The following is a 26398-nucleotide window of genomic DNA, read 5'->3' as shown; positions in this document are numbered from 1 at the left end:
CGGTCGCGGCCGAACTCAACGGCCGACCCCGCAAGACCCTCGGCTGGCGATCACCAGCCCGAGCCATGACCCAGCTACTGTCCGACCCACAAGCCACAGGTGTTGCGTCGACCCCCTGAGCCCAAGGGCCTTCGGGCGTGCCTGACGTGAACCTCGCGCAGGGGAGGTGACCCGCCCCGGCGTCGGGCAGGTCACAGCGCGTGTGCGCGGGCCGTCAAGAGCACCGGGCAGCGCGTCAACGGCGCGTCAACGTCCGGTTCACCGCCGGGCCACCGACGCAGGGTGGCGTCCGCACGGCGGCCCACCCGATGAGGGCCGCCCGGACACGGAACGGACGGCGGACGTGGCGGATCTCCTCTACGTGGGCCTGGTGATCGTGCTGTTCGCGATCCTGGTGCTCGCGGCGCGCGGGCTGGAGCGGTTGTGAGCGGCCTCCTGAGCGGCACCGCCGGCGACGTCGTCGGCGGGATCGTCGCGCTCGCCCTGCTGCTGTACCTCGTCGTGTCCCTGCTGCGCCCCGAGTGGTTCTGATGTCGGACACCGCGGCCGGGTTGCTGCAACTGCTCGTCCTCCTGGTGCTCCTCGCGGCCGCCTGGCGCCCCCTCGGCGACTGGATGGCGCGCGTCTACACCGCGGAGGGGCACTGGCGCGTCGAGCGGGCGATCTACCGGATCGGGCGCGTCGACCCCGACTCCGACCAGCGCGCGAGCACCTACGCGCTGGCGATCCTCGCGTTCTCCTTCGTCGGTGTGCTCCTCGTGTACGTGATCCAGCGGGTGCAGGGGTTCCTGCCGCTCGACGCGACGGCGGGCGGCGACGCCAAGGGCGCGGTCGACCCGTCCGTCGCGTTCAACACCGCGATCTCGTTCGTCACCAACACGAACTGGCAGTCCTACGTCCCCGAGTCGACGATGAGCCACGTCTCCAACGCCGTCGCGCTGGCGGTGCAGAACTTCCTGTCCGCCGCCGTCGGTATGGCCGTGGCCGTCGCCCTGGTGCGCGGCTTCGTCCGCTCCCGCAGCGGACGTATCGGCAACGCGTGGGTCGACATCGTGCGCGGCACGGTCCGCGTCCTGCTGCCGATGGCGACCGTCCTCGCGGTCGTGCTCGTCGCGTGCGGCGTGGTGATGAGCCTGCGCACCGGGATCACGCTGACCGCGGCCGACGGCTCCACCCACGCGGCCGCGATCGGCCCGGTCGCCTCGCAGGAGGCGATCAAGGAACTGGGCACCAACGGCGGCGGCATCCTCAACGCCAACTCCGCGCACCCGTTCGAGAACCCGAACGGCGGCACGAACCTCCTCGAGATCCTCGCGATGCTCCTCATCCCGGTGGCGCTCACGCGGACCTTCGGCCGCATGGTCGGTGACCTGCGCCAGGGCGTCTCGCTCCTCGCCGTCATGACGATCCTGTGGGGCGGCATGCTCGCCGTCATCTGGGCCGCCGAGGCGCACGCCCCCGCCGTGACCGGCGGCGGGATGGAGGGCAAGGAGACCCGCTTCGGGATCCCGTCGTCGGCCCTCTTCGCCGACTCCACGACCGGCACCTCGACCGGGGCGGTGAACTCGCTGCACGACTCCTACACCGCCTTCGGCGGCGGCGGGACGCTGCTCAACATGCTCTTCGGGGAGCTCAGCCCCGGCGGCGTCGGGACCGGGCTCTACTCGATCCTCGTCATCGCGATCATCGCCGTGTTCCTCGCGGGCCTCATGGTCGGCCGGACCCCGGAGCTGCTCGGAAAGTCGCTCGGACGCCGGGAGGTCACCTGCGCGGCGATCGTCGTGCTCGTGATGCCGGCGCTGGTCCTGCTCGGTACCGGCGCCGCGGTGGTCCTGCCCGGGACCTCCGACGCGCTGACGAACTCCGGCCCGCACGGGCTGTCCGAGGTGTTCTACGCGTTCGCCTCCGCGGCCAACAACAACGGCTCGGCGTTCGGCGGCCTCACCGTCACCTCGCCGTTCTTCCAGATCGCGCTCGCCGCGGCGATGCTGCTCGGCCGCTTCCTGCCGATCCTCGCCGTGCTCGCCCTGGCCGGTCTGCTCTCCGCGCAGCCGCGCCGGGAGGCCTCCGCCGGGACGCTGCGTACCGGGACGCCGCTGTTCGCGGGGCTCGTCACCGCGACCGTGGTGCTGGTCAGCGCCATCACCTTCCTGCCCGCCCTCGCCCTCAGCCCCATCGCCGAGGGCCTCGTGGCGACCGCCCAGATCGGAGCGCTCCCGTGACCTCCTCGGTCCTCACCCCGCCCTCCGGCACCGGCACGCCGCCCGAGCGGGCCCACGGCGCCGGCCGCGCCGTGGCGGCCGGGGCCTTCCGCCCCCGCGCCCTGCTGGAGGCGCTCCCCCTGGCGCTGCGCAAGTTCGACCCGCGGGTGCAGCTCCGCAACCCGGTCATGTTCGTCGTCTGGGTCGGCTCGGTCGTCGTCACCGTGGCCGCGATCGTCGACCCGAGCGTCTTCGCCTGGCTGGTCGCGGTCTGGCTGTGGCTCACCGTCCTGTTCGCCAACCTCGCCGAGTCCGTCGCCGAGGGCCGCGGCAAGGCGCAGGCCGACGCGCTGCGCCGGACCCGCACCGGCACCGTGGCCCGCCGGGAGGACGGCACGGAGGTGCCGGCCACCGAACTGCGCCCCGGCGACCGCGTGGTCGTCGAGGCCGGCATGACGATCCCCGGCGACGGGGACGTCGTCGAGGGCATCGCCACGGTCGACGAGTCGGCGATCACCGGCGAGTCCGCGCCCGTGGTCCGCGAGTCCGGCGGCGACCGGTCCGCGGTCACCGGTGGCACCACCGTGCTCTCCGACCGCATCGTCGTGGCGGTCACCGCGAAGCCGGGCGAGTCCTTCGTCGACCGGATGATCGCGCTGGTCGAGGGCGCGCAGCGGCAGAAGACGCCGAACGAGATCGCGCTGTCGATCCTGCTCTCGGCGCTGACGATCGTGTTCCTGCTCGCCGTGGTCTCGCTCCAGCCGATGGCGGTCTACTCCGGCTCGCCGCAGTCGCTGGTGGTGCTGGTCGCCCTGCTGGTCTGCCTCATCCCGACGACGATCGGCGCCCTGCTCTCCGCGATCGGCATCGCCGGGATGGACCGGCTCGTGCAGCGCAACGTGCTCGCCACGTCCGGACGCGCGGTCGAGGCCGCCGGGGACGTCTCGACGCTGCTGCTCGACAAGACCGGCACCATCACCTACGGCAACCGCCGCGCCACCGCGCTGCACCCGGTCGGCGTTCCCGACGACGAGCTCGCCCGGCTCGCGCGCCTCGCCTCGCTCGCCGACGGGACGCCCGAGGGCCGGTCGGTGGTCGAGCTGTGCGCCGAGCGCTTCGGCCTGCCCGCGGAGGCGTCCGCCGACGAGGCCCGGGCCGAGTTCGTGCCGTTCTCGGCGACGACCCGCATGTCCGGGGTGGACGTCGCGGGCCCCGACGGGACCACCGTCGCCGTCCGGAAGGGGGCCGTGGCCTCGGTGCTCGCGTGGCTCGACGAGCACGGCGCCATCGACCCGGCCGACCACGAGCGGGTCCGCCGGATCGCCGAGGAGATCTCCTCGCGCGGCGGGACACCGCTGGTGTGCGGTCAGGTGGCGGGCTCCCGGGCTCTGCTGGGCGGCGCGATCGAGCTCTCGGACGTCGTGAAGCCCGGGATCGCCGAGCGCTTCGCCGACCTGCGGGCGATGGGCATCCGCACCGTCATGGTCACCGGCGACAACCCGGTGACCGCCCGTGCGATCGGCGACCAGGCCGGCGTGGACGAGGTGCTCGCCGAGGCGACGCCGGAGGACAAGCTCGCCCTGATCCGGCGCGAGCAGAAGGGCGGCCGCCTCGTCGCCATGACCGGGGACGGCACGAACGACGCCCCCGCGCTGGCCCAGGCCGACGTCGGGGTCGCGATGAACACCGGCACGACGGCGGCCAAGGAGGCCGGGTCGATGGTCGACCTCGACTCCGACCCGACCAAGCTCATCGGCATCGTCGAGGTGGGCAAGCAGCTGCTGGTCACCCGCGGGGCCCTCACCACGTTCTCGGTCGCCAACGACCTCGCGAAGTACTTCGCGATCCTCCCCGCGATGTTCGCCGCGCTGTACCCGCAGCTCGGCCTGCTCAACGTCATGGGCCTCGCGACCCCGGAGTCGGCGATCCTCTCCGCGGTCGTGTTCAACGCGCTGATCATCATCGCGCTCATCCCGCTCGCCCTGCGGGGCGTGCGGTTCCGGCCGGTCAGCTCCGAGCAGATGCTGCGGCGCAACCTGCTGATCTACGGCGTCGGCGGCGTGCTCGTGCCGTTCCTCGCCATCCCCCTCATCGACCTCGTCGTCCGGCTGATCCCGGGGATCGGGTGACCACGTGACCACCACCATCGAGAACGCGCCCGAGCCGACCGAGGAGGCGACCCGGACGCCGGTCCTGCGGAGCCTGGTGCGCCAGCTCGGACCGGCCCTGCGGCTCGTGCTCGTCGCCACCGTCGTGCTCGGGCTCGTCTACCCCGCCGTCGTCTGGGGGATCAGCCGCGTCCCGGGTCTGTCCGGTCATGCCGAGGGCTCGGTGTCGGCGTCCGGGTCCTCGTCGCTCATCGGGATCGACCCGGTGCCCGCGAACCCGGGGGCCGACCCCTGGTTCCACCTGCGGCCGTCGGCCTCCGCCCCGGAGACGGCGACGGCGGGCCTCGGCCCGGCCGACCCGTCGACCTCCGGCGGGTCGAACCTCGCGACCACGGCGGACAAGCTGGCGCAGGCGGTCGCGGAGCGCCGGTCGGTCATCGCGGGCCGGGAGGGTGTGGCCCCCGCGGCGGTGCCCGACGACGCCGTCACCGCGTCCGCCTCGGGCGTCGACCCGGACATCAGCCCGGACTACGCGGCGCTGCAGGTCCCCCGGGTGGCCCGGGTGACCGGGCTGCCCGAGGCGCAGGTGCGGGCGCTCGTCGCGGAGGCCACGGACGGCCGTGTCCTCGGGGTGCTCGGCGAGCCGACCGTGAACACCTCGGAGCTCAACGCCGCGCTCCTCGTCGCCCGTCCGGGGCTTCGGTAGCCGAGGTCGTCGGGGGGTCGCGTCACAATGGACGACGTGGAGGACACGTCGCAGCGCTACGACTCCCGGCCCGCGGGCCGGGAGTCGGTACGCAGCGACCCCGCGCGCGGCGAGCTGCGGATCCATCTCGGCGCCGCGCCCGGCGTCGGCAAGACCTACGCCGCCCTGAACGAGGCGCGGCGGCGACGCGACCGGGGGACCGACGTCGTCGTGGGCCTCGTCGAGACGCACGGGCGGGCGCGCACGGCCGACCTCCTCGACGGGCTGGAGGTCCTGCCCCGACGCACCCTCACCCACCGCGGCACCGCGCTCTCCGAGCTCGACGTCGAGGCCGTCCTGGCCCGGGCCCCCGAGGTGGTGGTGGTCGACGAGCTGGCGCACACCAATGCGCCCGGCAGCCGGCACGCCCGGCGTTACGAGGACGTCGAGGAGATCCTGGCCGCGGGGATCGACGTGATCTCGACGGTCAACGTGCAGCATCTCGAGTCCCTGCACGACGTCGTGGAGCGGATCACCGGCACGCGCCAGCAGGAGACCGTGCCCGACGAGGTGGTCCGCGCGGCCGAACAGGTCGAGCTGGTCGACATCACGCCCGAGGCGCTGCGGCGGCGTCTCGCGCACGGCAACGTCTACCCGGCCGAGCGGATCGACGCCTCGCTCGCGCACTACTTCCGCACCGGCAACCTCATCGCGCTGCGGGAGCTCGCGCTGCTCTGGGTGGCCGACCAGGTGGACGTGGCGCTGCGCCGCTACCGCGCCGACGAACAGATCGACGAGGTGTGGGAGGCCCGCGAGCGGGTGGTCGTCGCCGTCACCGGCGGGCCCGAGAGCCTCACGGTGCTGCGCCGGGCGGCGCGCATCGCCCGGCGCGCCGGCGCGGCCGACCTGCTCTGCGTGCAGGTGCTGCGCGGCGACGGCGTGGCCACGCGCGACACCGGGCGGGGCTCCGGCCGCGACCTGCGCCGCCTGGCGAAGGAGGTCGGGGCCTCGTTCCACACCGTGGTCGGCGACGACGTCGCCTCCGCGCTGCTCGACTTCGCGCGCGGGGCGAACGCGACCCAGCTCGTCCTCGGCACCTCGCGACGTTCCCGGCTCGCGCGCCTGCTCGACCCCGGGATCGGGTCGCGGGCGGTCGCGGCCTCCGGGTCCATCGACGTCCACCTCGTCTCCCACGTCGAACGCGACGACGACGGGCGGGAGGCCACCGACGGCGGCTGGTGGCCGCGGCTCGGGCGGCTGCTGCGGGGCCGGCGGGCGGTGCGGGGCTGGCCGGCCGCGATCGTGCTGCCGGTCCTCGCAACGTGCTTCGGGTGGCTGTTCCCGGCCGTCGGCCTGTCCACGGACACGGTCGCCTTCTTCCTCGCGACCGTGCTCACCGCGATCATCGGCGGGCTCGTGCCGGCCGTGGTGGCCGCGCTGTTCGGCGGGGCGCTGCTCAACTACTTCTTCACCCCGCCGCTGTACAGCTTCACCGTCGGGCGCTTCGAGGACCTCGTCGCGGTCACGACGATGCTGCTCATCGCGGTGCTCGTCGCGGCCGTGGTCGACCGGGCCGACCGGCGCGCGGCCCAGGCGGCGCAGGCGCGGGCCGAGGCGACCCTGCTGGCCTCGTTCGCCCGCGTGGTGATCTCCCGGTCCGACCCGCTGCCGCGCCTGCTCGACCGCGTGCGCGAGGCGTTCGGGTTCAGTGCGGTCGCCGTCCTGGAGCGCGGCGCGAAGTCCTCGTGGACGGTCACCGCGCAGGTCCCCGCGGAGAGCGCCGGGACGACGGACCTCGCGCGCGACCCGGCGGAGGCGGACGCGGACGTGGAGATCGACGAGGGGTCGCACCTCGTCGGTCACGGGCGCACGCTCACGGCGGCGGAGAACCGGCTGTTCGCCGCGGTCGCCGGACCCGCCCTGCTCGCGCTGCGCAACCGGCGGATCAGCGCGGAGGCGGTCGACGCCGCGCGCCGGGCGGAGGCGTCCGGGCTGCGCACCGCGCTGCTCTCGGCGGTCGGGCACGACCTGCGCACGCCGCTGTCGGCCATCAAGGCGGCCGTGTCCAGCCTCCGCGATCCCGACCTGCCGCTCGACCCGGGCGACCGCGCGGAGCTGCTCGCCACCGTCGAGGAGTCCGGCGACCGGCTGGTCGCCCTCGTCGACAACCTGCTCGACTCCTCGCGGCTGGCCACCGGAGCGGTCACCCCGCACCGCTCGACGGTGGCGGTGGCGGAGATCGTCGACGCCGCGGTGGCCGCGCTGCCGACCGCGGAGGTGCGGGGACGCGTCGAGATCGCTCCGTCGGCGCCCGGCGAGTCCGACGAGGTGGTGGCCGACCCGGGGCTGGCGGAGCGCATCGTCGCGAACCTGGTGGACAACGCGGTGCGCCACGGCGGCGACGGGCCGGTGTCGTTGCGGACCAGCGCGCACGCCGACCGGGTGGAGCTGCGGGTGGTCGACCGCGGGCCCGGCGTCGCCCGCGACGCCGAGCTGTTCACCGCGTTCCAGCACCTCGGCGACCACGACTCCAACGGGGCGCCCGGCGGGCTGGGGCTCGGCCTGCACGTCGCCCGGGGCTTCGCCCGCGCCATGGGCGGCACGCTGGAACCGGAGGAGACCCCGGGGGGTGGGCTGACGATGGTGCTGTCGCTGCCGCGCGCGCAGCCGGTCCGGTCGGTGCGGCCCGTCGTGGCCGGGGCGGCGTCGTGAGCCGGGTGCTCGTCGTCGACGACGACCCCCACCTGCTGCGCACGCTGCGGATCAACCTCACCGCCCACGGCCACACGGTCGTGCCGGTGTCCACCGGGGCGGGAGCGCTGCGCGCGGCCGCCGACCGGCCGGCCCCCGACGTCGTGGTGCTCGACCTGGGCCTGCCCGACATCCCCGGGCTGGAGGTGCTCGAGGGCATCCGCGGGTGGAGCGCGATGCCGGTCATCGTGCTGTCCGCCCGCACCGACGCGGGCGACAAGGTGGCCGCGCTCGACGGCGGCGCCGACGACTACGTGACCAAGCCGTTCGGGATGCCGGAGCTGCTGGCCCGCATCCGGGCCGCGGTCCGGCGGGCGGCGACGGTGCCGGGGGAGGGGGAGCCCCGGGTCACCACCCCCGACTTCGAGGTCGACCTCGTCGCGAAGAAGGTGGTGCGGGGCGGCACCGAGGTGCACCTCTCACCCACCGAGTGGGGCGTCCTGGAACACCTGGTGCGGCACCCGGGGAGGCTCGTCACCCAGCAGCAGCTGCTCCAGGAGGTGTGGGGCCCGCAGTACGGCACCGAGGGGCACTACCTGCGCGTCTACCTCGGGCACCTGCGCCGCAAGCTCGAGCCCGAGCCCTCACGGCCGCGCTACCTCATCACCGAGCCCGGACGCGGCTACCGGTTCGAGCCGACCGGCTGAGACCGGGAGGTGCGCGGCCCCCGGCCCGGGACGGACCGGGGGCCGCGCGACCCGGCGACCGTGCGGGGGGGTGCGGTCGCCGGGGGTCGGATCAGCCGGTGAGGTGGCCGGGGCGTCGGGGGAGGGCCGCGGTGCGGTCGGCCGAGGGCCACCGCAGGCCGGAGATCTGCTCCGCGGCGTCGGAGAGCAGGAACCGCACGGCGTGCGCGGTGTCGGAGGCGCCCTGGGCGGGGCTGACCGAGTTGACCCGCACGCCGTCGTTCGCGAGCCACCGCGCGAGGGCGGCCGTCTGGTCGGTCCCGTCCCCGACGAGCACGACGGCGGCCCGCGGTGACGCACGCAGGGGCGCCCGGGCCGCCTTCAGCACGGCGAGGACCTCGTCCTCCGTGCGGCCCACCGTGACGATCCCGTCGAGCAGGCCGCGGTCGGCGACGACCCGGGTCACGGCCCGGCGCAGCATCTCCGCGCACGCGTCCGGCGCGAGCGACCGGTGCGAGACCCGGCCGAGCGGGCCGCCGTGTCGTCGTGCTGCCTCGCGGGCCGCCTCGGCGTCCTCGTCGAGAATCTCCACCGACGCGCCGTCGCCGACGAGGTCGTCCACGACGGCGTCGCCGGTCCCCCCGGCTCCGCCGACGACGAGCACGACCCGCCCGTCCAGTTCCCCCATGACCTGCTCCGTCCCCGATGCCGGCGGTACGGTCGCTCATCGTGAGCGGGCCCGACGCTATTCCTGGGACAAACGGGTGGCTATGCCGAGGGCGTACCAACTATTCCTGAAACGCATTCGACGCGGGTTCGTCATCGGAACGGCCAATCCGACACCCTTTTCACGCGCTTCGGCGCGACGGTGCGCGATCTCGACGTGGGCAATCCCATGGCGACCAGAACGGACGACGCCCACTCCGCTCGTTGCAGGGACGTTCCGGGTGTGAGAATCGTGTGAACGAACCGGACATCGTCGGTCCCCGTTCCGGTCGCCGACCTAGCGTCCGTCGCGGACGAGCGTCGTGCGGGAGGGGCGGACATGACCGATCAGCTGGCCGCGGCGGGACCCGACGTCGGGCGCTACGACCCACGTTTGACCAACGAGGACCTGGCTCCGCTGCCGGAGCAGACGTGGTCGTCCTACAACTTCTTCGCCTTCTGGATGAGCGACGTCCACTCGGTGGGCGGGTACCTGACGGCGGGCTCGTTGTTCGCCCTCGGGCTCGCCGCATGGCAGGTCCTCGTGGCCCTGCTCGTCGGGATCGGCATCGTCTACCTGCTCTGCAACCTGGTCGCCCGGCCCTCGCAGGCGACGGGGACGCCGTACCCCGTCGTGTGCCGCTCCGCCTTCGGGGTGCTGGGCGCGAACGTGCCCGCCGTGATCCGCGGTCTCATCGCGGTGGCGTGGTACGGCATCCAGACCTACCTCGCGTCGGCGTCACTCGTCGTGGTGGCGCTGAAGCTGTGGCCCGGGCTCGCCCCGTACGCCGACGACGCGCGGGGCTTCACGGGCCTCTCGCCGGTCGGGTGGGTCGCCTTCGCGCTGATGTGGGTGCTGCAGGCCCTCGTGTTCTGGAAGGGCATGGAGGCGATCCGCCGCTTCATCGACTTCTGCGGACCGGCGGTCTACGTCGTCATGTTCCTGCTCGCGGGCTACCTCGTGTGGCGGGCGGGCGGCTTCTCCGCGATCGACCTGAACCTCTCGGAGAACGTCGTCAGCGGCTGGGCGGTGCTCCCGCTCATGGCGACCGCCGTGGCCCTGGTCGTCTCCTACTTCTCCGGCCCGATGCTCAACTACGGCGACTTCTCCCGCTACGGGAAGAGCTTCCGGGCCGTCCGGAAGGGGAACTTCCTCGGGCTGCCGGTGAACTTCCTGGTGTTCGCGCTGCTGGTGGTCGTCACCGCGGCGGCCACGCGCCCCGTGTTCGGCGAGATGATCGACGACCCGGTGGAGACCGTCGCCCGGCTCGACTCGACGACGGCCGTGGTCCTCGGGGCGCTCACCTTCATGATCGCGACGATCGGCATCAACATCGTGGCGAACTTCGTCTCGCCCGCGTTCGACTTCTCCAACGTCGCCCCGCAGCGCATCAGCTGGCGCACCGGCGGCATGATCGCTGCGGTCGGGTCCGTGCTGCTCACGCCGTGGAACCTGTACTCCAGCCCCGAGGTCATCCACTACACGCTCGACACCCTCGGCGCCTTCATCGGCCCGCTCTACGGGGTGCTCATCGCCGACTACTTCCTCGTCAAGCGCCGGCGCATCGACGTGGACGCGATGTACACGCTCGACCCGGCCGGGAAGTACCACTTCCGCGGCGGGTACAACCCGGTGGCGATCGGGGCGACGGCGATCGGGGCGGTCGGGGCGATGCTGCTCGTCCTGCTCGGGTCGTCGGACGCCGCCGCGTTCTCCTGGTTCGTCGGCGCGGGCCTCGCGTTCGCGGTGCACCTCGTCCTGAGCCGCCGGGCGGGGGCCGTCGTCACCGACCCGGCGTGATGACGACGACCTCCCCGGGCAGGGGCGGGGCGGCGAGGGCGGCGGGCGCGTCGTCGAGGCCGATCCGGCGGGTGACGAGGCCGGCAGGATCGAGCCGGCCCGTCGTCACGAGGTCCATCAGCGCGGGGTAGTCCGCCGCCGCCATGCCGTGGCTGCCGAGGACGGCGAGCTCCCGGGCGATCATCGCGGGCACCGGCACCACCGGGTCGGCCGCGAGGAGCCCGACCTGCACCAGCGTGCCCAGACGACGCAGGGCCCGCAGCCCCGTCGTCAGGGACTCCGGCCGCCCGGCCGCCTCGATCGCGACGGCGAACCCGTCGTCGGGGATCTCCGCGGGGTCGAGCGCCGCGGTCGCACCGAGCTCCAGCGCACGCGCCCGGGCGGCGGGGGCGGGGTCGGCCACGACGACCTCGGCGCCGAGGACGCCCGCGACCAGCACGGCCGCGAGACCGACCCCGCCCGCACCGAGGACGAGCACGCGGTCCCCGGCCCGGACCCGGGCGCGGTCGACGACGGCGCGGTAGGCGGTCGCCACCCGGCAGCCGAGCAGGGCCGCCCCGCCGCCGTCGAGGTCGTCGGGGACGGCGACGACGTTCGTGTCGGCGTGGCGCAGGGCCACGAGCTCGGCGAACGACCCGTCGTGGGTGAAGCCGGGCTGGGACTGGTCGGGACAGACCTGGGCGTGCCCGGCGGCGCACTCGGCGCACCGGCCGCAGCCCTCCACGAACGGCGTGAGCACCCGGTCGCCCTCCCGGACGCGACGGACCTCCGACCCGACCGCGACCACCCGCCCGACCAGCTCGTGACCCGGCACGTAGGGCAGCACCACCCCGTCGTCGTGCCCGCGCCAGGCGAAGCGGTCGCTGGCGCAGAGGCCGGTGGCCTCGACCGCGACGACGACGCCGTCGGGTCCGGGCGCCGGGTCCGGCCGCTCGACGACGGCGGGCTCGGCCCCGAACTCGGTGATCACCACGGCTCGCACGGCGAACATTGTCGGGGTTCGGTGGCAGCATCACGCGCGACGAGGAGCCCACCCGACCCGAGGAGCCGTCCGTGTCCGTCCTGTCCGCGTTCGCCGAGGCGATGCGCTCCGACGCGATCGAGGTGGTCGACCTGACGACGCCGCTGCAGGAGTCGACCCCGATCCTGGAGCTGCCCGAGCCGTTCGCGAACACCTCGCGGTTCCGGCTCGAGGAGCTCTCGCGCTACGACGACCGCGGGCCCGCCTGGTACTGGAACGACATCCACACCGGGGAGCACACCGGGACGCACCTCGACGCGCCGAACCACTGGGTGACCGGTCGCGAGGGGCCCGACGTCTCGCAGGCCCCGATGCGCACGCTGGTCGCACCCGTGGTCGTGGTCGACCGGACCGCCGAGGTGGCCGCCGACCCCGACTTCCTGCTCGAGGTGGCCGACCTCGAGGCCTGGCAGGCCGAGCACGGTCCCCTGCCCGACGGCGGGTGGCTGCTGTACCGGACGGGCTGGGAGGCGCGGGGCGCGACGCAGGAGGAGTTCGTCAACGCCGACGACGCCGGGCCGCACACGCCGGGCGTCTCGGCCGCGTGCGCCCGCTGGATCGCGGAGGAGTCGCCGCTCGCGGGGTTCGGGGTCGAGACCGTCGGCACCGACGCGGGCGCGGCCGGGGGCTTCGACCCGCCGTTCTCCTGCCACCACTTCCTCATGGGCGCCCACAAGTGGGGGCTGACGAGCCTGCGCAACCTCGGGCGGGTCCCGACGACGGGTGCGGTGCTGGTGGTCTGCCCGTTGCCGATCGTCGGGGGCTCCGGGTCGCCCGCGCGCGTGCTGGCGCTGGTGGAGCGGGCGTGACGACGGTCGCGGAACAGGTCGGCACGCTGCTCGCCGACCTCGGGGTCGGGCACGCCTTCGGGGTGGTCGGGAGCGGGAACCTCCACGTCACCAACGCGCTGCGGGCGGCCGGGGTCGGCTACACCGCCGCCCGGCACGAGGGCGGCGCGGCGACCATGGCCGACGCGTACGCCCGTACCTCCGGCGAGGTCGGGGTGCTGTCGGTGCACCAGGGGTGCGGCCTCACCAACGCGTTGACCGGGATCACCGAGGCCGCGAAGTCGCGCACCCCGCTGCTGGTGCTCGCGGCCGATGTCGCCGGGCATCAGGTGCGCTCGAACTTCCGGGTCGACCAGGACGCCCTCGCCCGCGCGGTCGGGGCCGTACCGGAGCGGGTGCACTCCGCGGCCTCGGCGGCCGCCGACGTCGTGCGCGCGTACGGCGTCTGCCGGGACCAGCGGCGGACGGTGGTGCTGAACCTGCCGCTGGACGTGCAGGCCGCCACCGCGGTCGACGCGCCCGCGCCCCGTCGGACCACGTGGGGGCCGCCGGCGCCGGACGCGGACGCGGTGGTCGACCTGGCCGGGCTGCTCGACACGGCGGAGCGGCCGGTGTTCGTGGCCGGTCGCGGCGCCCGCGGGGCGCGGGCGGAGCTCGAGGCGCTGGCCGAGCGGTGCGGGGCGCTGCTGGCCACCTCGGCGGTCGCGCACGGCCTGTTCACCGGGTCGCCGTGGTCGCTCGGCATCTCCGGCGGGTTCGCGACACCGCTCGCGGCGGAGCTGATCGCCGACGCGGACGTGATCGTCGCCTGGGGCGCCTCGCTCACGGCCTGGACCACGCGGCACGGCGAGCTGACCGCCGGCGCGACGCTGGTCCAGGTCGACGACACGCCGGAGGCCCTCGGGGCGCAGCGGCCGGTGGTGCTCGGGGTCCTCGGGGACGTGGCGGCGACCGCCCGGGACACGCTGACCGTGGTCGACGAGCAGGAGGGCTACCGCACCGCGACCGTGGCGGAGCGGTTGCACGCCGACGCCCGGCACGCCGCGCCCGCGGAGGTCGTGGGGGAGCGGATCGATCCGCGCGTCCTGTCCGCGGCGCTCGACGACCTGCTCCCGCCCGAGCGCACCGTCGCGGTCGACTCCGGGAACTTCATGGGCTACCCGGCGGGCTACCTCCGGGTGCCCGACGAGGCGGGGTTCTGCTTCACGCAGGGGTTCCAGTCGATCGGTCTCGGGCTCGCGACGGCCATCGGTGCGGCCCTGGCCCGCCCCGATCGGGTGCCGGTCGCCGCCTGCGGTGACGGCGGCTTCCTGATGGGCATCTCCGAGCTGGAGACGGCGGTCCGGCTCGGGCTGGGACTCGTCGTCGTGGTCTACGACGACGCCGGGTACGGCGCCGAGTTCCACCACTTCACCGACGCCGACCAGGGCACGGTCCGGTTCCCCGACGCGGACCTCGCGGCCGTCGCCCGCGGGTACGGCTGCGAAGCCGCCGTGGTGCGCTCGACCGCCGACCTCGCCGTGGTGCCCGACTGGCTCGCGGGCCCGCGCGACCGGCCCCTGCTGCTCGACGCGAAGGTCACCGACGACCGGCCCGCCTGGTGGTTGGCGGAGGCGTTCAAGGGTCACTGACGAAGCGATGACGCCGCAGCCCGTGTATCAACGTCCCATGCCGTTGCTGATCGAGACCACGGTCATGACAGCCCCCCGTCGCGACGTTCGCCCCGTTCGGTGAGCGCTCCCACCCGCGCGGGTGTCGAGATGACCATCCACGGGAGGCGGCTGCGACGCGACCGCGCCCTGATCATGGCGATCGTCAACCGCACGCCGAACTCCTTCTACGACCACGGGTCGACCTGGCAGCCCGCCGCGGCCGAGGCGGCGATCGAGCGGGCCGTGGCGCAGGGCGCGGACGTCGTCGACCTCGGTGGCGTCCCCGCGAGTCCCGGGCCGGAGGTCACCGTCGCCGACGAGATCGACCGCGTGCGCCCGACGCTGGTCTGGGCCCGCGAGCGCTTCCCGGAGCTGACGATCTCCATCGACACCTACCGGGCCGAGGCGGCGGAGGCACTCCTCGCGGCCGGCGCGGACCTGGTGAACGACAGCTGGGCGGGCTGGGACGAGGACATCCTGCCGGTCACGGCCCGGTACGGCGCCGGGTACGTGGCCGCGCACACCGGTGGCCTGACGCCGCGGACCGACCCGGTCAAGCCGGTGTACGACGACGTGATGGGCGACGTCGTGGACGTCACCGTGAAGCTCGCGCAGCGCGCGGTCGAGGCGGGCGTGCCGGCCGAGGGCGTCCTGCTCGACCCCACGATCGACTTCGGCAAGAACACCCTGCAGAGCCTCGAGGTGCTGCGGACGATGCCACGCCTGGTCGACACCGGGTGGCCCGTGCTGCTCGCGATGAGCAACAAGGGCGTCGTGGGGGAGACCCTCGACGTGCCGCTCGACGGGCGCCTCACCGGCACCCTCGCCGCGACCGCGCTCTGCGCGCAGATGGGCGTGACGATGGTCCGCGCCCACCAGGTCGAGGAGACCCGACAGACCCTGGAGATGGTGGCGAGCGTGCTGGGGCACCGGCCGCCGTCGCGGGCCGAGAGGTGGATGTAGTGCACCAGGCGTGGCCGCTGCCCGCCGGCGAGCTGGACGCCGGGCAGCTGGAGGAGCTGTACACCTACCCGGACCGTGACGGGGGCTGGGTGGCGGTCAACTTCGTCAGCTCGCTCGACGGCGGCATCGAGATCGACGGGACGAGCCGCGGGCTCTCCAGCGACGCCGACCGCACGGTGTTCGGGCTCGGGCACGACCTCGCCGACGTCGTCCTCCTCGCCTCCGGCACGGCGGTGGCCGAGGAGTATCCGGGGCTGCGGCCGGAGGGGGAGTCGGCCGAGCGCCGTCGTCGCCACGGACTCGCGGAGGTGCCGCCGCTCGCCGTCGTCACCTCCGGGTCGCTGCCCGCCGACGCGCCGAGCATCGTCGACGTGCTGGTGCCGACGATCGTCATCACGTGCGCGTCCGCGCCGGACGACCAGCAGCAGGCGTGGAAGGACGCGGGCGCCGAGGTGCTGGTCGCGGGCGACGAGGACGTCGACCTCGTCGACGCGGTCCGCCAGCTCGCCGAGCGGGGGCTGCGGCGCATCGACTGCGAGGGCGGCCCCGGTCTGACCGGCAAGCTCCTCGACGCCGACCTCGTCGACGAGATGCGGATCAGCTTCGTGCCCACCGCCGTGGCGGGTCGGGCGGGCCGGGTCGCGCGCACCGACGGCCCGCTCGACGAGCCGCGGGGGTTCACGGTCGACTCCCTGCTCGTCGAGGACTCGACGATCCTGGTCCGCTACCTGCGCACGCGGAGCGCCTGATCCGCGTGAGGGGAACCCTCGGGCCATAAGAGCGCTCGAATCCTCCCCTCACGGCCCCCGTTACCCGTTCCGGCCCACGGCGTCGGACCCCTCTGTCACCATCGCGATCATGACGACGGGGGTGGTGCGACGGGTCGGCGGCGTGGAGGTCCTCGCCGCCGTGCTCGTCGTCGCGCTCGGGCTGCGGGTCCTCGGGGTCGACCCGCTGGTCACCCCGCAGCTGCGGGTGGGCGCGACGGTGTTCGTCGCCGTCGTCGTGCAGGCGCTGCCGTTCCTGGTGCTCGGGGTCCTGCTCTCCGGCGTCCTCACCGCCTACGTGTCGCCGCTGGCGCTGCGGCGAGTGCTGCCGAGGCGCCTGGGGGCGGCCGTCCCGGTCGCGGTGGCCGCGGGCGTCGCGCTGCCGGGGTGCGAGTGCGCGTCGGTGCCGGTCGCGCGCCGACTGATCGCGCGCGGGGTGCCCGACGCGGTGGCGCTCGCGTTCCTGCTCGCGGCGCCCGCGGTGAACCCGGTCGTGCTCGTGGCCACGGCGGTGGCGTTCCCCGATGCCCCGGAAATGGTCGGCGCCCGCTTCCTCGGCTCGTTCCTGACGGCGAGCGTGGTCGGCTGGATCTGGGCCCGCGCGGGCCGCGCGGCGTGGCTCGCCGACCGGGTCCGCCGGGTCTCGACGACGGGGGACGGTCCGCGCTGGCGCGTCGCGGCGGCCACGGCGCGGCACGACCTGGTCGACGCGGGCGGCTTCCTCGTGCTCGGGGGTCTCGCCGCGGCGGTGCTGACCACGGTGGTGCCCGAGGCGTGGGTCGCGGGCCTGGGGGAGCAGGTGGTGCTCGCCGTCCTCGTGATGGCCCTGCTCGCGGTCGTGATGTCGCTGTGCAGCGAGGGCGACGCGTTCGTCGCGGCGTCGCTGTCGGCGCTGCCGCTGCTGCCCCGGCTCGTGTTCCTCGTCGTCGGGCCGGCGGTCGACCTCAAGCTGATCGCGCTGCAGGCGGGCACGTTCGGTCGGGGCTTCGCCGCCCGGTTCGCGCCGCTGACGTTCGTCGTCGCCGTGCTATGCGGGGTCGGGGCGGGGGTGCTCCTGCTGTGACGCGCGAGGTGCGGAACGCCCTGCTGGTGTTCGTCGGTGCGGTGCTGGTGCTGATCGTCGCCGACGGCACGGTGCTGCACTACGTGCGCCCGGGGATGGCGCCGCTCGTGGCGGCCGCGGGCGTGGTGGTGATCGCGCTGGCGCTGCTCGACGTGGCGCGGGACCTGCGGCGCCGCCCCGAGCCGGCCGACGGCCACGACGACGACCACGACCACGGGTCGGGCCGCTCGGCCTGGCCGCTGCTCGTGCCGGTGCTGGTGGTGCTGCTCGCGGCGCCGCCGTCGTTGGGGTCGGACGCGGTCGACCTGGCCGGCTCGCGGACGGTCGCCGTCGGGCGCGCGCCGGAGGAGCCGTTGCCACCCAGGGAGGCGCCGGCGGTCCCGGTGGTCGACCTCGTGGCCCGGGCGGCCGCGACCCCGGACGGCGGAGCCCTGGCGGGGCGCGACGTCACGGTGACGGGGTTCGTGGTGCCGGCGCGGGATGGCCGGGGCACGGACCTCGCCCGGCTGGTCATCTCCTGCTGCGCCGCCGACGCGAGCCCGGTGCGGGTGCACGTCGACGACCCGGCCGGTCTCGTGGGCGCCCCGGGCACCGGCGGCGACCGCTGGGTCAGCGCCCGGGTCCGGCTGGTCCCCGGCACGGCGACCCGTGGGACCGGGTTCGTGCCGACGGTGACCGTGCTCGACGCCGCCGAGGTGCGGGAGCCCACCCCGGCCTACGAGTACTGAACGTCGGGTCCACGAGCGCTGCCGAGACGCACACCGGGCAGCCCCGGCGGCCCGGGGCCCTGCCGGGGTGACCCTCGCGCCGGCTCTGATCGCGCGTCAGGAGACGCGGGGCCCGGCGGATCAGCGGCGCTGCGCCGGGGTGCAGATGCAGCCCCGCGTCCACACGCCGACCTGGGTGGCGGTGCAGAAGCGGCGGCCCAGCGCGTCGTGCTGCGACCACGGGTGCGGGCACATGGCGCAATTCGGGTCCGACATCCCGGTGGGCCGCTCCGCGGGCTCGCCGGTCATCGGGTGGTGCCCGCGGCGAGGAGGTCGGCGGGGGACTGCCGGTCGGCCGGGTCGACCGCCGCGGCCATCGCCTGCTCGGCCGCCGGCTCCGCGGTCGACGGCGGGATCACCAGCAGCACGAGCCGCACGCCGGCCGGACCCACGAGCGTCACGGTGTGCGGCGCGGTGGTGCGGAAGCCCTCGAGGCGCACCTGGCCGCGGGGCAGCCGGCGGGGGGCGGGGCCCCAGTCGTCGAGGTGGTAGGCGACCCGGGCCACCGGGTCGACCCGGGGCGCCAGGTCGGTCAGCAGCGGCGGCAGCTCGGCCGACAGGTCGTCGGACCGGGGCCACCAGGCGCCGTCGACGTAGCCGGAGGTAGGCCCCTGCGGCTTGAGTCGCAGGCGCGAGGTGGTAGTGGGGTTCGGGGCCGGGCTCACGCCGGCACTCCCGTCTCCGGTCGTCGGACCGGGCGAGGACTGCGCCGACGACGACGGCGGCTCGAGCGCCGACGTGCGGGAAACCCTCGGTACGCGCCAGCGTACGCGTCCGTGACCGGCGGGCGGCCGGCGCCCGCGGATCCGGTGCAGACTTCGCGCATGAGCGCCGTCTACGCCCTGAACCTGTTCGACCTCGCGCCGAACGACGACTACAAGGCCTACTCGAGGCGGTCGGTCGCGGCGGTCGGGAAGTACGGCGGCCGGGTCGTCGCGCTCGGGCGGCTCAGCGACGACAGCCCGTCGACCGGCGGCACTCCGCGCCAGGTGATGGTGCTCGTGGAGTGGCCGTCGGCCGAGGCCTTCCAGGCGTTCAAGGACGACCCCGACCACACCGACCTGCACCCGCTGCGCGAGGGCGGGACGGAGAACTACCTGTGGTGGGCCTATGACCGGCTGGAGGACCTGCGCCCCGTGCTGAACGACCGCTGAGCCGGGGCGCGGCCCGACCCGTCAGTCCTGGTCCTCCCGCTGCTCCACCTGCGCCGACATCGACAGCTCGTCCTCCGAGGCCGCGGACTCCTCCGGGATCTCGGTGTGTCCGATGCCCTCGGGCTCCTCGTCGCTGGTCTTTCCCGCGTCGTTGCGCATGACGTGTCCGTTCCCGTGCCTCGGCGGCGACCGGCGTGGTCGACGACCGCGGCGGATTGCCGGGCGGGCGAGATCAGGAAACGCCCCGTCGGGTCGGGTTCCTGGACGGCGCCCGAGGACCTCCGGCTCGACCCGGTGCCTGCCGGTCTCAGGCGGGCACGCGGATCAGGACCTCGCCGTGCGGGATCGAGAACCAGCCGTCGGGGTGCGCCGCCCACGCCTGCCACGCCGCGGCGATGTCGGCCAGCTCCGACCGGGTGGCGAAGCCGCCCTCGACGGCGCGCCCGGCGATCGTCGAGTCGACGATCCGCTCCGCCCACTGCCCGCCCCACCAGGCCCGCTCCTCGGGCGTGGCGTGGCACCAGATCGAGGCCGACGGCGTCACGTCCGTCGCCCCGGCGGCGTGCGCCCACGCCAGGACCCGGCGGCCCGCGTCCGGTTCCGTCCCGTGCGCCCGGGCGACCCCGCGGTAGACCTCGAGCCAGCGGTCGAGCCGCGGGTCGTGCGGGTGGAGCACGATCCCGCCGTAGTCGCAGTCCCGGACGGCCACGAGTCCGCCGGGGACCGTCACGCGCATCATCTCGCGCAGGGCGGCCACCGGATCGGTCAGGTGGAGCAGCACCTGGTGGGCATGGACGACGTCGAACGGTCCGGCCGGCAGCGCGTACGCGTCCCCGACCAGGGCGTCGACGCCGAGCGCCCGGGCCTGCTCGACGACGCCGGGGTCGCCGTCGATCCCGACGACGGACCCGACCCGCCTCGCGAGGTCTGCGGTGATCGTCCCGGGACCGCACCCGACGTCGAGAACCCGCTGGTCGGGGCGCAGGTGCGGGGCGAGGTAGGCGGCCGAGTTGTCGACGGTGCGCCAGGTCTGCGAGCGGAGCACGCTCGCGGCGTGCCCCTGGCTGTAGGCGGTCACCGGCGTACCGTCCCACGCACGCGTAGCGTCGGGGTGGTGAGCACCGCGATCGCGCAGCAGCTCGAGCACACCTACGCCGACGCGGTCCCCGACCTCGTCACGAACTGGACCGCCGCGCCCACGCCGCACCCGTCCCCGCTCGTCGTCAACGACGAGCTCGCGGGCGAACTCGGGCTCGACCCGCAGCAGCTCCGGGAGTCCGGGCTGCTGACCGGCGCGGTGCCCGAGGGCGTCGCGCCGGTGGCGATGGTCTACTCCGGCCACCAGTTCGGGATGTACCAGCCGCGGCTGGGCGACGGGCGCGCCCTGCTGCTCGGCGAGCTGGTCGACCCACGGGGCGGCCGGCACGACCTGCACCTCAAGGGTTCGGGCCGCACCCCGTTCGCGCGGGGCGGCGACGGGAAGGCCGCGCTCGGTCCGATGCTGCGCGAGTACCTCATGGGCGAGGCGATGCACGCCCTCGGCGTCCCCACCAGCCGCGGTCTCGCGGTCTCGACGACGGGTGAGGACGTCCCGCGCGACAGCGGGCTGCTGCCCGGCGCGGTGCTGGCGCGGGTGGCGTCGAGCCACATCCGGGTCGGGACGTTCCAGTACGCGGCGGCCAACGGCGGACCCGCCGTCGTGCGGGCCCTCGCCGACCACGCGATCGCCCGGCACCACCCCGGGGCGACCGACTACCTGGATTTCTACCGCCACGTCGTGCACGCGCAGGCGGAGCTGATCGCGCGGTGGATGCTCGTCGGCTTCATCCACGGCGTGATGAACACCGACAACACGACGATCTCGGGCGAGACGATCGACTACGGCCCCTGCGCGTTCATGGACCGCTACGACCCGCAGACCGTGTTCAGCTCGATCGACCACGCCGGGCGCTACGCCTACTCCCACCAGCCGCCGGTCGCCCGCTGGAACCTCGCCCGGCTCGGTGAGGCGCTCCTGTCCCTCATCGACGACGACACCGACACCGCGATCGCGAAGGCCACCGCGGTGGTCCAGGAGTTCGGCGACGTCTACGAGCGCCACTTCCAGGCCGGGATGGCGGCGAAGCTCGGGCTGCGCGAGCCGGACCCGGACCTCGTCGCGGACCTGCTCGCCCTGCTGCACGCCCAGCAGGTCGACTGGACGACGTTCTTCCGCGCCGAGAGCCCGCGGGACCTCTTCCTCGACCGCGACGCCTACGACGCCTGGGCCGCCGGCTGGCGGCCCACCGAGACCCGGGACCACGTCAACCCGGTCTACGTGCCGCGCAACCACCTCGTGGACGAGGCCCTGACCGCGGCGGAGTCCGGCGACCTCGGGCCGTTCCAGGAGATTCTCGAGGTCGTGTCGCAGCCCTACGCGGTGCAGCCGGGCCGGGAGCGCTACGCCGAGCCGGGCAGCGGGCCGTTCGTCACGTACTGCGGGACCTGACCAGCCCGGCGCCGACGCCCCCGCACAGCACCGCGAAGGCCACCAGCAGCACCGGCAGGCCGACCGCGGTGACCAGCGCGCCGACGACGACGGGTGCTCCCACCGCGCCCAGCGCGCCGACCACCATGGCGGCCGACAGGGCCTGACCCGGCGCCGAGCCCACCACGCTCCCGGTCCAGACGGCGAGCGTGGCGGCGCCGACCATGTAGGGCGCGGCGAACACCGCGGCCGCGAGCAGGGCGATCACCGGGGACCGCTCCCCGAGGGCGAGCAGCACCAGGGACACCGCGATGGTGAGCAGGCAGCCGGCCGCCACCCGCGGCGGACCGATCCGCGCCGTCATCGCACCCGTGAACAGCCCCGCGAGGCCCAGCACCCCGATGATCACGAAGAGGACCGGGCGGACCCCCGCGGACAGACCCGCCCGCGTGGCGACGTCGGCGGAGTAGGTGAAGGCCACGGCCGTCCCGGCCTGATAGACGACCGCGTAGAGCGCCGGGAGCCGCAGGGCCCGCCACGGCACCGGTTGCCGGTCGGCGACCGGCGTCGGCGGGACGGCGGGCACCCAGCGCAGGTTGAGCAGGGCGGCGGCCGTCGAGCACACGGCCACCGCCGCCCACACGGCCCTCCACCCGCCCGCCGCGGCGACGGCGACGACCGCCACGACGACGAGACCACCGCAGGTCCCCGTGCTGATGAAGGACAGCAGACGCGGCCGGCGCTCGCGGGCCACCAGGGCGGCGGCGAGGTCCGAGTACGGCGCCCACACCCACCCCGCCGCGCTGCCGGCGAGCACCGCCCCGACGGCGAGCACGGCGGGCGACGGCGCCAGCACCACGACCAGCGCGCCGAGGGCCCCGCAGACGCCGCCCACCGTTGTCGGCGCCCGCGGTCCCCGGCGGGCGGCCAGCAGGGGCGCGCAGATGATTCCCGCGAGGAACCCGGCGAACGTCCCGCCGGCGATGAGGCCGAGCACGGCGTCCGGCACACCCGTCGTCGAGAGCCCGGGGTCGACCCGCAGGTCCGGCAACGTCAGCCCGAAGCAGAACCGCCCCATCCCGAACGCGACCCCCACCACGGCCGCCCCGGCGATGCCCACCCGCCGTTCGATGTCGCGCACGCCGATCACCCTGTCGAGCGAACGGGCCGTTCGCAGCATCTACGCGCGCGAGAGTGCCGTTCGCTCCGGATCGGCGGAGCCCGACCGCGCCACCACCGCCGCGACCAACGTCGTCACCGGCACGGCCGCCACGATCCCGATCGACCCGACGAGCGTGCGCAGGACCTCCTGGGCCACGTCCTCGGCCGTGAGCAGGTCACCGACCCCGCGCCCGGACAGCGTGAACAGCAGCAGCAGCGGCAGGGCGGCGCCCGCGTACGCGAGCACGAGCGTGTTCACCGCCGACGCCACGTGGTCGCGGCCGACCCGCATCGCGGCCGCATAGAGCTCCCGCGTTCCCGACGACGGGTCGGCGCGGTGGAGCTCCCAGACGGTCGAGGTCTGGGTGACGGTGACGTCGTCGAGGACGCCGAGGGCGCCGATGACCAGGCCGGCGAGCAGGAGACCGCGCGCGTCGATGCCGGCCCCGAGGACGCCGATGAGCTCGGTCGAGGCGTCGTCGAGCCCGGTGAGCCGGGTCAAGCCGCCGAACACGAGGGCGAGCACCCCGATCAGCCCGAGCGACACGACCGTGCCGAGCGCGGCGGTCGCGGTCCGCGCCGAGAACCCGTGGATCGTCGGGAACACCACCGCGACGATCAACCCCGACGCCACGAGCGCCACCGGCACCGGCGAGGCGCCCGTGAGCAGCGCCGGGAGCACGAACAGCCCCAGCACGAGCAGCGTGATCCCGAGGGCGCCGAGCGCGGCGAGACCCTGCCAGCGCCCGAGCAGCACGACCGCCAGTGCGAAGACCCCGGCGAGCAGCAGCAGCGACCCGCCCCGCTGCCGGTCGACCACCTGGTAGCCCGACGGGTCGGCCGGGTCGCCGCCCGACCAGGCCACGACGACCGCGTCCCCGGCGGCGAACCGGGGCGTCGCCGGACCGCCCGGCAGCAGCGTGTCGATCGTCCGTCCCGACGCCGGGCCCTCGTCGAGCCGGACCTGCAGCGGGAAGCATCCCGTCCCGGCCTCGGTGACGGCGAGCGTCGGGTCGGAGCAGTCGGCCTCCGCGCCCGCCCGCACGATCGTCCCGTCCAGCGGCTGCGTCGCCACGGCCGCGGCGGCACCCGTCGTCGTGCCCGCCGCGGCGGCGTGGCTGCCGTCGAGGACGGCGCGATACTCCGACGGTGACGGCGCGAGCAGCACCAGCCCGACGACGACCGCGAGCCCGCACGGCACGAGCAGCGCCGCCAGGAGTCGGCGGACGGTGGTCCCGACGGCGGGTGCGGGGCCGTGCCCGTGCCCGTGGCCGTGCCCGGCAGGGCCCTGCCGACGAGACCCGGCCCGTCGTCGGGAACGGGACCGCCCTCCCGAGCGAACGGCACCCTCGCTCGCTCGACGTGCACGAGAGGGCCGTTCGTGCACCTCGGGGGTGGGCCGCTGCGCGGGGATCGGCGCGGTCACCGGGTCGTCGACGTCCATCGGCGTCCAGTGTGTCCGTTACGTCCCGGCAGGCTCGAGCTGGTACCGGATCATGCGGGACGAGTTCGCGACGACGGCCACCGACGACGCGTTGTGCAGGATCGCCGCGACGACGGGGGAGAGGGCCCCGCCCGCCGAGACGACCAGCCCGACCGCGTTGACCGCGATCGACATCCCGTAGTTCTGCCGGATCACGCCGACGCCGCGACGACCGAGGTCGCGCAGGTCGAGCAGCGCGGTCAGCCGGTCGCCGGCGAGGGCGACGTCGGCGGTCTCCACCGCGACGTCGGTGCCCGCGACCCCCATCGCGATGCCGAGGTCGGCCAGGGCGAGCGCGGGGGCGTCGTTGGTGCCGTCCCCGATCATGGCGACCGTGTAGCCCTCGGCCTGCAGCGCGCGCACGGCGTCCTGCTTGTCCTCGGGCATCACCTCGGCACGCCACTCGTCGATGCCGAGCTCGGCGGCGACCGCTTCGGCGACGTCGGGGTGGTCACCGGAGAGCATGACGATGCGCCGGACCCCGTCGGCCCGCAGCGCCTCGAGCACCTCGACGGCCTCCAGGCGCACCGTGTCGCGCAGGCTGATCAGCCCGGTGAGCTTCCCGTCGACGGCGAGCAGCAGCGGGGTCTCGGCCTGGCGCTGCAGGCGGCGGACCCAGTCCGAGGCCTTCCGCGAGACGCGGACCTTCTGCTCCCGGAACAGGGCCCGCGAACCCAGCAGCAGGGTGCGCCCGTCGGCCTGCACCCGCATGCCCTGGCCGAGGAGCACCTCGCACTCCTCGTGCGGCGGGATCTCGATCCGCCGCTCCTCGGTGGAGCGGATCACCGCCTGGGCGAGCGGGTGCCGGGAGTGGATCTCCGAGGAGGCGGCGAGGGCGAGGACCTGCTCGGGGGAGTAGTCGTCGTCGAAGGAGACGACGTTCGTGACGACGGGTCGCCCGGACGTGAGGGTGCCGGTCTTGTCGAGCACCACCGCGTCGACCCGCCCGGCCGCCTCGAGGTGCGAGCCACCCTTGATGAGGATGCCGCGTCGGGCCCCGTTGCCGATGGCCGCACTGATGGCCGTCGGGGTGGAGAGCCCGACCGCGCAGGGGCACGCGACCAGCAGCATCGTCATGGCCCGGCGCACGTCGCGGGTGACGAGCAGGGTGGCCGCGGAGAGCGCGAAGGAGAGCGGGACGAAGCGGCGGGAGAAGTTCTCGCCGACGGTCTGGATCGGTGCCCGGTCGGACTGGGCGGCCTCGACGCGCTCGATGATCCGGCCGACGGCGGTGTCGGAGCCCACGGCGGTCGCGCGGACCACGAGGCGGCCGCGCAGCAGCACCGACCCGGCGTGCAGCGCGTCGCCGACCTCCACGGTGACCGGCAGGTTCTCCCCGGTGATGGCGGCCTGGTCGAGCAGGCAGCCCCGTCCCTGCCCGTCGCTCCGCTCGCCCGGCCCCTGCTCGGACGCCTCGACCACCACGCCGTCCACCGGCAGCACGACGTGCTCGTGGACGACGATCTCGTCGCCGACGCGCACCCGGTCGATCGGCACCTCGATCTCCACGGCCTCGCCCGCGGGGTCGGCGGGGGCGACGCGCATCCACGTGGTCGTCCGGGCGCCGGTGAGCAGGTCGGAGATCGCGCGGCGGCTGCGGCGCAGCGTGAGGTCCTGCAGGTACTCGCCGATGTTGAGCAGCCACAGCACCGTCAGGGCGACGACGTTCTCGCGCAGCACCAGGGACGCGACGGTGGCCGCGGAGACCAGCGCGTCGGTGCCGGCCCCCCGTCCGCCGACCAGCGCGCGCAGGGCGCCGCGCAGGAAGGGGTAGCCGGTGAAGATCGTGACGCCGGTGGCCACCGTGCGGCTGGTCGGCCCGAGCATCGGGGGTCGGCGCAGGACCCAGCGTCGCCCACCCAGCAGGAGCAGCGCGAGACCACCGACCGCCATGCGGAGCAGGTCGCCGTTCCCGACCTCGGCCGAGCGCGGCAGCCGCGTCGCCGGCTCGTCGTGCGGCGTCGAGGCGGTCACGCCGCGGTAGACCTCGGTGATCGCGGCCGGGGAGCAGTGGTCCCGGTCGTACCAGACGACGAGCGACCCGGTGCGGGGGAAGGCGTGGACCTGACGCACCCCCTCGACCCCGTCGAGGGCCTCCTCGACCGCGACCGCGAGCCCGATCGCGGAGCGCAGGCCGGGGGCGTCGAAGCGCACCCGGCCCGCGGCGTCGGAGACGACCCGGAGGCCGGGCGCGTCGTCGGGAACCGGGTGCAGGTACCGCGCGCTGGTCACGGC

At 74.9% G+C, this 26398-nt stretch carries 24 protein-coding genes; 15 read left to right on the top strand and 9 right to left on the bottom strand.

The annotated features are described in order from the left end of the window. The first annotated feature begins 423 nt into the window (after window positions 1-423). From kdpF to QSK00_RS18040, 6 genes are all read left to right on the top strand, one after another. Window positions 424-531 (top strand): K(+)-transporting ATPase subunit F, encoded by a 108-nt coding sequence (gene kdpF / locus QSK00_RS18065; protein WP_285592544.1) that lies wholly within the window; start codon window positions 424-426, stop codon window positions 529-531. After that, window positions 531-2222 (top strand): potassium-transporting ATPase subunit KdpA, encoded by a 1692-nt coding sequence (kdpA, locus tag QSK00_RS18060; RefSeq protein WP_285592542.1) that lies wholly within the window; start codon window positions 531-533, stop codon window positions 2220-2222. Before kdpF ends, kdpA begins: the two co-directional genes overlap by 1 nt. 71 nt (window positions 2223-2293) lie before the next feature. Next, window positions 2294-4330, top strand: a complete 2037-nt coding sequence (gene kdpB, locus QSK00_RS18055; protein ID WP_285592563.1) for a potassium-transporting ATPase subunit KdpB — start codon at window positions 2294-2296, stop codon at window positions 4328-4330. Between the two features lie 64 nt (window positions 4331-4394). Further along, entirely contained in the window at window positions 4395-5015 is a 621-nt protein-coding gene (locus QSK00_RS18050) for a potassium-transporting ATPase subunit C (RefSeq protein WP_502872049.1), read from the top strand. Between the two features lie 27 nt (window positions 5016-5042). Next, window positions 5043-7706 carry a sensor histidine kinase gene (locus QSK00_RS18045; protein ID WP_285592539.1) on the top strand — a complete coding sequence of 888 codons (2664 nt, stop codon included), beginning with the start codon at window positions 5043-5045 and terminating at the stop codon, window positions 7704-7706. Next, window positions 7703-8392, top strand: coding sequence for a response regulator (locus QSK00_RS18040; RefSeq protein WP_285592538.1), 690 nt, complete (start codon window positions 7703-7705; stop codon window positions 8390-8392). Before QSK00_RS18045 ends, QSK00_RS18040 begins: the two co-directional genes overlap by 4 nt. A gap of 91 nt (window positions 8393-8483) precedes the next feature. On the opposite strand, the gene QSK00_RS18035 is transcribed toward QSK00_RS18040, so the two are convergent. Continuing rightward, on the bottom strand, window positions 8484-9059 hold the full coding sequence (locus tag QSK00_RS18035) for a hypothetical protein (RefSeq protein WP_285592537.1): 576 nt from the start codon (window positions 9057-9059) through the stop codon (window positions 8484-8486). Between the two features lie 357 nt (window positions 9060-9416). Here QSK00_RS18035 and QSK00_RS18030 point away from each other — a divergent pair, with 357 nt between their 5' ends. After that, complete coding sequence (locus QSK00_RS18030; RefSeq protein WP_285592536.1) at window positions 9417-10877, top strand: NCS1 family nucleobase:cation symporter-1; 1461 nt, start codon at window positions 9417-9419, stop codon at window positions 10875-10877. Here the strand turns inward: QSK00_RS18030 and QSK00_RS18025 are convergent. Continuing rightward, window positions 10861-11868, bottom strand: coding sequence for an alcohol dehydrogenase catalytic domain-containing protein (locus QSK00_RS18025; RefSeq protein WP_285592534.1), 1008 nt, complete (start codon window positions 11866-11868; stop codon window positions 10861-10863). The genes QSK00_RS18030 and QSK00_RS18025 overlap by 17 nt on opposite strands. A 92-nt stretch (window positions 11869-11960) precedes the next feature. Here QSK00_RS18025 and QSK00_RS18020 point away from each other — a divergent pair, with 92 nt between their 5' ends. The 6 genes from QSK00_RS18020 to QSK00_RS17995 all read left to right on the top strand — a co-directional run bounded on the left by QSK00_RS18020 (window position 11961) and on the right by QSK00_RS17995 (window position 17859). Beyond that, window positions 11961-12707, top strand: a complete 747-nt coding sequence (locus QSK00_RS18020) for a cyclase family protein (protein WP_502872048.1) — start codon at window positions 11961-11963, stop codon at window positions 12705-12707. Next, the gene (locus QSK00_RS18015) at window positions 12704-14317 is read left to right on the top strand and encodes a thiamine pyrophosphate-binding protein (protein WP_285592531.1); all 1614 of its coding nucleotides are present in this window, start codon (window positions 12704-12706) and stop codon (window positions 14315-14317) included. Before QSK00_RS18020 ends, QSK00_RS18015 begins: the two co-directional genes overlap by 4 nt. Before the next feature lie 129 nt (window positions 14318-14446). After that, window positions 14447-15301 (top strand): dihydropteroate synthase, encoded by an 855-nt coding sequence (gene folP, locus QSK00_RS18010; protein WP_285592530.1) that lies wholly within the window; start codon window positions 14447-14449, stop codon window positions 15299-15301. Beyond that, a complete protein-coding gene (locus tag QSK00_RS18005) occupies window positions 15301-16050 on the top strand; it encodes a dihydrofolate reductase family protein (RefSeq protein WP_285592529.1) in 750 nt (249 codons plus the stop codon). The genes folP and QSK00_RS18005 overlap by 1 nt, the downstream gene beginning before the upstream one ends. A 109-nt stretch (window positions 16051-16159) precedes the next feature. After that, window positions 16160-17131 (top strand): permease, encoded by a 972-nt coding sequence (locus QSK00_RS18000; protein ID WP_285592528.1) that lies wholly within the window; start codon window positions 16160-16162, stop codon window positions 17129-17131. Further along, window positions 17128-17859, top strand: coding sequence for a TIGR03943 family putative permease subunit (locus QSK00_RS17995; RefSeq protein ID WP_285592527.1), 732 nt, complete (start codon window positions 17128-17130; stop codon window positions 17857-17859). Before QSK00_RS18000 ends, QSK00_RS17995 begins: the two co-directional genes overlap by 4 nt. Before the next feature lie 120 nt (window positions 17860-17979). Here QSK00_RS17995 and QSK00_RS17990 read toward each other — a convergent pair whose 3' ends face one another. Next, complete coding sequence (locus QSK00_RS17990) at window positions 17980-18147, bottom strand: RGCVC family protein (protein WP_285592526.1); 168 nt, start codon at window positions 18145-18147, stop codon at window positions 17980-17982. Continuing rightward, window positions 18144-18563 (bottom strand): DUF5994 family protein, encoded by a 420-nt coding sequence (locus QSK00_RS17985; RefSeq protein WP_285592525.1) that lies wholly within the window; start codon window positions 18561-18563, stop codon window positions 18144-18146. Before QSK00_RS17985 ends, QSK00_RS17990 begins: the two co-directional genes overlap by 4 nt. 159 nt (window positions 18564-18722) lie before the next feature. Here QSK00_RS17985 and QSK00_RS17980 point away from each other — a divergent pair, with 159 nt between their 5' ends. After that, window positions 18723-19052 carry a DUF1330 domain-containing protein gene (locus QSK00_RS17980; RefSeq protein ID WP_285592524.1) on the top strand — a complete coding sequence of 110 codons (330 nt, stop codon included), beginning with the start codon at window positions 18723-18725 and terminating at the stop codon, window positions 19050-19052. Between the two features lie 21 nt (window positions 19053-19073). Here QSK00_RS17980 and QSK00_RS17975 read toward each other — a convergent pair whose 3' ends face one another. Both QSK00_RS17975 and QSK00_RS17970 read right to left on the bottom strand, forming a co-directional pair. Continuing rightward, window positions 19074-19211: a hypothetical protein gene (locus QSK00_RS17975; RefSeq protein WP_285592523.1), complete on the bottom strand. Its 138-nt coding sequence runs from the start codon at window positions 19209-19211 to the stop codon at window positions 19074-19076. 148 nt (window positions 19212-19359) lie between these two features. Further along, the gene (locus QSK00_RS17970) at window positions 19360-20130 is read right to left on the bottom strand and encodes a class I SAM-dependent methyltransferase (RefSeq protein WP_285592522.1); all 771 of its coding nucleotides are present in this window, start codon (window positions 20128-20130) and stop codon (window positions 19360-19362) included. Window positions 20131-20166: 36 nt separating this feature from the next. On the opposite strand from QSK00_RS17970, the gene QSK00_RS17965 reads away from it, so the two are divergent. Further along, window positions 20167-21540: a protein adenylyltransferase SelO gene (locus QSK00_RS17965; protein ID WP_285592521.1), complete on the top strand. Its 1374-nt coding sequence runs from the start codon at window positions 20167-20169 to the stop codon at window positions 21538-21540. Here QSK00_RS17965 and QSK00_RS17960 read toward each other — a convergent pair. From QSK00_RS17960 to QSK00_RS17950, 3 genes are read right to left on the bottom strand one after another with little or no spacing between them, the layout of a single operon-like run. Continuing rightward, the gene (locus QSK00_RS17960; RefSeq protein WP_285592520.1) at window positions 21521-22660 is read right to left on the bottom strand and encodes an MFS transporter; all 1140 of its coding nucleotides are present in this window, start codon (window positions 22658-22660) and stop codon (window positions 21521-21523) included. The genes QSK00_RS17965 and QSK00_RS17960 overlap by 20 nt on opposite strands. A 39-nt stretch (window positions 22661-22699) precedes the next feature. Continuing rightward, on the bottom strand, window positions 22700-24124 hold the full coding sequence (locus tag QSK00_RS17955) for a YibE/F family protein (RefSeq protein WP_285592519.1): 1425 nt from the start codon (window positions 24122-24124) through the stop codon (window positions 22700-22702). Between the two features lie 18 nt (window positions 24125-24142). Beyond that, window positions 24143-26395: a heavy metal translocating P-type ATPase gene (locus QSK00_RS17950; RefSeq protein WP_285592518.1), complete on the bottom strand. Its 2253-nt coding sequence runs from the start codon at window positions 26393-26395 to the stop codon at window positions 24143-24145. Between the last annotated feature and the right edge of the window lie 3 nt (window positions 26396-26398).

Origin of the sequence: Actinomycetospora sp. NBRC 106378 (assembly GCF_030269685.1) — a bacterium.
Classification (GTDB): domain Bacteria; phylum Actinomycetota; class Actinomycetes; order Mycobacteriales; family Pseudonocardiaceae; genus Actinomycetospora.
This window is presented reverse-complemented; position numbering and strand designations above follow the sequence as displayed.